General features: G+C 60.6%; 3 protein-coding genes. All 3 read right to left on the bottom strand.

Features of this window, described 5'->3' with window-relative positions:
• Nucleotides 1-57 precede the first annotated feature (57 nt).
• Genes ACWETB_RS23685 through ACWETB_RS23695 form a run of 3 tightly spaced genes read right to left on the bottom strand, consistent with a single transcriptional unit; the run spans nt 58 to nt 5,052 of the window.
• A complete protein-coding gene (locus ACWETB_RS23685) occupies nt 58-2,034 on the bottom strand; it encodes a TniQ family protein (RefSeq protein WP_452214023.1) in 1,977 nt (658 codons plus the stop codon).
• On the bottom strand, nt 2,027-3,118 hold the full coding sequence (locus ACWETB_RS23690) for a TniB family NTP-binding protein (RefSeq protein ID WP_452214025.1): 1,092 nt from the start codon (nt 3,116-3,118) through the stop codon (nt 2,027-2,029). The genes ACWETB_RS23685 and ACWETB_RS23690 overlap by 8 nt, the downstream gene beginning before the upstream one ends.
• On the bottom strand, nt 3,115-5,052 hold the full coding sequence (locus tag ACWETB_RS23695) for a Mu transposase C-terminal domain-containing protein (protein ID WP_452214027.1): 1,938 nt from the start codon (nt 5,050-5,052) through the stop codon (nt 3,115-3,117). Before ACWETB_RS23695 ends, ACWETB_RS23690 begins: the two co-directional genes overlap by 4 nt.
• Nucleotides 5,053-5,556 lie beyond the last annotated feature (504 nt).

Below are 5,556 nucleotides of genomic sequence, written 5' to 3' on the forward strand. Positions count from 1 at the left end.
ACCACGCTGAGCAACTCCACTACGCTCACATGCGCACCCTCAATCCGGAGGAGGCACTCACAACCTGAGCTCTCCGGAAATGCCGGGATGGATCAGGACGCGGCCGAGGTGCACTTCGAGCACGTCCTCGTACTCTGCCAGTTGCACTTGCCGCCTGCCCGCACGTCTCGCCGCAGTCACTTGGTGCTGTCCTGCTGTGGTCGTGAAATGGACAAGTGCTTCTGCGAGGTGACTGTCGCCATTGAGGGCGAACTGGAGAACTGCCTCGGGCGTCCGGTCCTGCGAGGCGCTCCTGAGTGCGATGATGTGGGTGCCGGGGATGAGAGCATCGTCGATGGTAAGTTCTTTGAGTTCTTCGGTCTCACGTCGTCTGAAATCTGACCCATCGTGTGCGGGCGCGTAGATGACGGGCTCGTCTGTGATCCCTGATGTGATGAGGAGGCGGCGCGCTTCCTCGATGAGGACGCTCTTCTGTCTCGGGGTGAGGTTCTCTGCGAACCGGCAGTAGTGATCGATGATCGGCCCGAACCGTCGTGCTGCACCAAGGGTCGAGAATGGGTCAGACCCGGTGAGGAGTTGCCAGACGAATCGTGCGGGGTTGGGATGCCGGTGAGACTTCCCGTAAAGGGCTGTGGGATTGGGGAATTGACGCCGCCTGCGGGCGTAGTCGATTGGGGGCGGTTGTGAACGCAGGTGTTCGTGTAAGGCGAGGTAGTAGTCCAAGATCTGGGCTACGTTGTCGCCTGACCACAGCGACTGGAGTTCCACGTCGAGGCGATGGGCGTCGACAATGATGTCGAAGGCCCTGCGCTGATGGACCGGTCGACCGTGGTGGCCGAGTGCTGCGAGAGAGATGACTGATGTCAGAGGCAGCAGGTTCTGGGCGCTGCCCGTGACCGGCGGATGGTTGCTCACCACAGAGGGCCACATTCGCGAAGGGAGCGCGGCTGTTGGCAGCGGATGGACCCCAGCTGTTTGCAGAATCTCTGTGTGCCACAGGGGTAAAGGGTTGCTTGCTGAGCTGGCCATCTCGCGGTGGTAGATAAGCCTCCTTGTACTGGGCCCGACGGTGCTGCCGCGGCTGTCTGACGCCGGTCTGAAATAGCAGGCTCGTCGTGCGGCATTGGATGGCAGCCAGTCGAGGTTGTCGATGACGGCGTCGCGGTCGGGTGCGGTGTATGTGTTGACGAGCAGTGTCTGGGCTACGGCCTCGCCGATCAGGTGAGGGCTGGTCTGGTCTTGGTGGTGGATGTCGCCGAACAGCTGGTCCGCTGGCGCACTTGGCGAGTTGTAGAGGGACGGCGCTTCGCCCCCCGGAGAACCCAAGGCGGTCTCGCGCCCGGCTGCGGTCTTGATGGCGACGATATCGCGCATGACATGGACGGTTTGCTCACTTAGCCCGGCGAGTGCGGGAATCGACACGTGCGGATGGTGGATAGCACTATCGATCCACAGTTGTTGTGAAAGAACGGCGCTGCCGGCGCTAACCAGAGGTGCTGGAGCCTCGACGAGTGCGTCCATACAGCCGTGGATGCCGCACAGGCCTCCCGATCGCTGCCCCGGCGGTCGAAGTGCTTGGGGCTTTCGGCTCGTCGTCATTCGAGGTTTTCCGCCGCATCGCGGGCATTGATCAAGAAGCAGACAGCAGTGCTCTCGGCACACCGCGCTGGTGCGGAGATGCCAGATCAGCTTCCAGCGTCCACCGTTATCGGTGAGGCAACGTGGACAGAACTTCGTGCTGCACCCGGTGAGCAGGATCGGGTTGATGGTGCCGTCCGTACCGAGCGTCTCGGCGTAGCGGGCGACAGTCGCCCGATGAATCGCGTCGATGGGCGATCCAGTAGCAGCGGTGAGGTTTCCTGCGAAGTTGTCGTCGACGCCGGTGGTGAACCCCGCGAAACGGCGTCCGGGGTTGATATCGCACATAGACAGGAGTTCTCGGACGGTGCATGACATCAGGTCTGCGAGGTATTCGAGCCACGAGTCGAGTGACTCGTCCGCCCGTGGCTGATCGGTGAGGGGCAATCTAGGCACTGGTGATCTCCGTATCCGACATTCGCAATACGGCGCGCACGTGCTGATGACTGGGTGCTGTCCCGAGTTCGGCCGCGACGGCGGCGGCGAGGCTTATGATCTTGAATCCGATTCCGGTTCTTCCCCTTGCGCGTTGGAAGATGAGCTTGAGCCCGGACTCGGTGCGTAGGTACTTGGGGTCAAATCCGTCGATGCGTTCCAGCTGTGTGACCATCGAACTCATTCGCTTGATGAAGACGTCGTCGGGTGCGCCGTCTGCTGTGGCTGGTTGCTCGATGAGGGCAAGAAGGGTCATACGCCACCGAAGCTGTTCCACTGCGGAGTACTGATCCTGCTGGAAGCGTAGTTCGTCTGCTGGCCGTTCGGTATCCCGGGTACGTCGCTTCCGTGCGGTGACTTGTCCGTCGTTCGGGACGTGCAGGAGTGCGCTACTGCGCAGGCCGGCGCCAACGAATACGAAACTGACCGTCAGGGATGTGAGGATGTCCTTGAGATCATCGGTGAGATTGCGCGACCCGCCCTGGCGTTTGATGAAGTGCGCGTCGTCAACCACCACGAGCAGGGCGCCGACGTTGCGGAGGTGAGAGTCCAGCGCGGCGATTGCAGCGCGCAGATTCGCCGGTAGCGCGACGCCGATAAACCGGGCAATGTTGTCGAGCAGTGTTCGCGCGAGAGGTGTGTGGCCGAGGTTGCCGGATACGATGATGACTGGGATGTGGGTGAAAGGCGTTCTGACGTCACCGGATTGATGCTCACACAGCCAGTCACTCACGCGTAGGGCCGCTACGATCGCCGACGACGACTTGCCCATCAGTGGTGGCCCGTCAATGGCGAGCCATTGCCGCGAACCTGCTGGTGACTGGCTGTTCTGGGCCAGGAGTCGAATTATTGCGCGGTGAATCTTCTCGATGTCGGAGGTTTCGATAGGGCCGATGCCTCGGATCCACCGGGCGACGGTGTCGGGCTCGTCGGTGCGTGCGCTGGGCGGTTCCGTCATGTCGCCGATTCGGCGAGGAAAGTAGCCGAGATCGGCGCGGCTGTAGGGGCTGAGGGGACGCGAAATATGAATGTCGTTGGCGCTCACCAGTCATCACCTTTGCTGAGAAGTAGGGCAAGTTCGTAGTCGTCGGGCATGTAGTCATCCACATCAATCGGAAAATCGTTGTGGTGCTGGTCGTCTTCGGTGTGCTTGTACACTGCGCCGGGAGTACCACCTTCGGGCGATGGCACCGCAGAGTGTAAGAAGGCCCGATCGTGGGCGTAACGGAGCGGTTCATCCCGGATGATGCGTTCGATGAACTCTTTGAATGCGACTCGGACATCGAGTTTTTCGTCCTCAGTAAATTTCTTACGGTTCAACTCGAAGAGCCAGTCTGACCACAGGACATCGCTGCACGGTGGTAAAGCCTGCTCGTCGTCATGCATAGCGTGTAACTCGCACCAGTGTTTACGTTCGGTGGAGTAGAAGTACACTCGTGACCGGTCGGCAGGGTCGTAGAAAATGCGGATACTCGAGGCGTACTTGCTGGTCGAATCATCCTCGCGCACAACGTAGCGCAGCGCCTTGCCGCGGTACTTTGCACCTGCGTGGCGGATGCCGTCGGAGTGCACAGCAACGACGTCATTGTCCAAGAGTGCGAACACATCGTCGGGGTGAACTCGCGTCTCGGCCACGCCGCCACGAACGAGGCATCGTTCAAATGCCTGAGCAGGCGTGAGGAGATCCGTACTCTCTGCGTCGACGGGGAGCCCAGTGTGTGGAAGGTGTGGGTACAGCGAGTGCGTGTACTCCTGCAGGATCAATTCCGCTGCAGCGTAAGACATTGCTGCGGTGACCTTCTTCCCGCGGCGGTGTGGACGGTTACCGACGTAGCCTTTGAACCATTGCTGGACACGGTCGAGGTTTTTGTTGGCGGACTCGACGAATGGCTTGTCCGAGCCTGTCCCGGCGCGGCAGCCTTCGATGCGGATGTCCAACCGCAAGGCGACGTCGAGAGTGGAGATGTTCATCATCTCCCGGCCGTTGTCGATGACGACCGTTTGCAACTCGCCGCCAGCCTGACGAATCCGTAGCTCTTGCGGTAAGCCGAGCATCAGCAGGTGATCTCGATGGCGGTCGGGCAACACGATCGGCCGCAACATGTCGAAGAGCAGGAGCCTCACATCTCGAGTTGTCGGTCTCTTCGCGCACAGTCGAGTAGCCATGAGCTTTGTTGCGCAACAGATCGCGACGAGAACATAGGGAAAGAACGACTCCTTGGTATCAGGGTCGTAGACCTCGGTATTGAGCCGAGTGGCGTCGACTTCTACCCGCTCCAAGAACTGAGACGACTTCGGTGCGGATACATGTCCGATCGTCCGCGACGCCTTGTTGCGTCGGGTTTCGGTGTTCTCCTGCGGTATTCCGCGCTGAAATAACTTCAGGAGCGCCTTGAGTCGTCGCGCACGCAAGAGAGGGTGATCGATCACGCCCCGCTCTCGCAGCGACGTCTGCAAGAGGACGAGTTTGGAGCCGATGTCCATCGACGAGTACCGCTCGGTGTTGAGTTCGGCAACAACAACGGCGATGGTCTCGATGACGCCCGGATCGATTCCCTCGCGAGGATCTGCAGGTACCGGGATTCCACCGGGCGCCAGCGCCGCAATGTTGCCACCAGATTCGATGTATGCAGTGCGGAGTTCGAAGAGCGTGGAGCGGCTGTAGCCGCGAACGCCCTTCAAGTCGGCCACCTTTACTTGCATCCGAGTTGCCTCATCGAATCGCGCTGGGTCATAACGCTTGTCGCAGGTAGCAGGCTCGTATGGTTCTCCGGTGCGGTTGCCGGTGAGGACCTCACGAATGTGACCAGCGCGTTCGATTGTGGTGGCGAGCTTCCTCGGGTCCAGCAGGGCGAGGAGGCTCGCAACGTCGTCGTGTGCTTCACGTTCAGGAGTTGCCCAGGCAGAGTGCTCATGGATGGCGCCGAGTAACTCGGTTTCGACGAGTTCGCCTGTGCGGTCGTTTCTGAGCGTCACCATCCTTGGTAAGGATTCGAGGCTCAGACCCACGAGTGTGTGTGTTTCACCGCGGTGCGGCCACGAGATACCGAAACGAAAAGCCCTGTCGGGGCTAAGCATCGGAGTTCTCCCGCCATGTGATTTCTCGTCGCGACACAATGGCCTCACTGAGGTTCAGGTCGACGTGGCACTGTGCGATCACTCGCAGGGCCCGACTGCGACCGATCGGACCGTCGCCCGCTGCAATCACGAGGTCGCCGAATGTGGTCGGGCGGGACGCCGCCACCGCTGGCCACCAAGTAAATTCGGTGACCGGTTGTTGCCAGCGCATACCCGATAGGACGCTGAGATTTTTGCGACGCTGCGCCCGCATGTCGGTGAAGATTTGGTAGTCGAGTTGCGATATGCGACAGGTGGCCCGCATGAGTCGTGGCGTGTCCCCCGTGAACCGGTCCGGGTTGTTCTAGAGTCCTGATTGCCCTGGTGAGGGCAGAGAAGGGACGATGAGGAACATGGCAGGACGGA

This window comes from Gordonia sp. NPDC003950 (genome assembly GCF_053605205.1).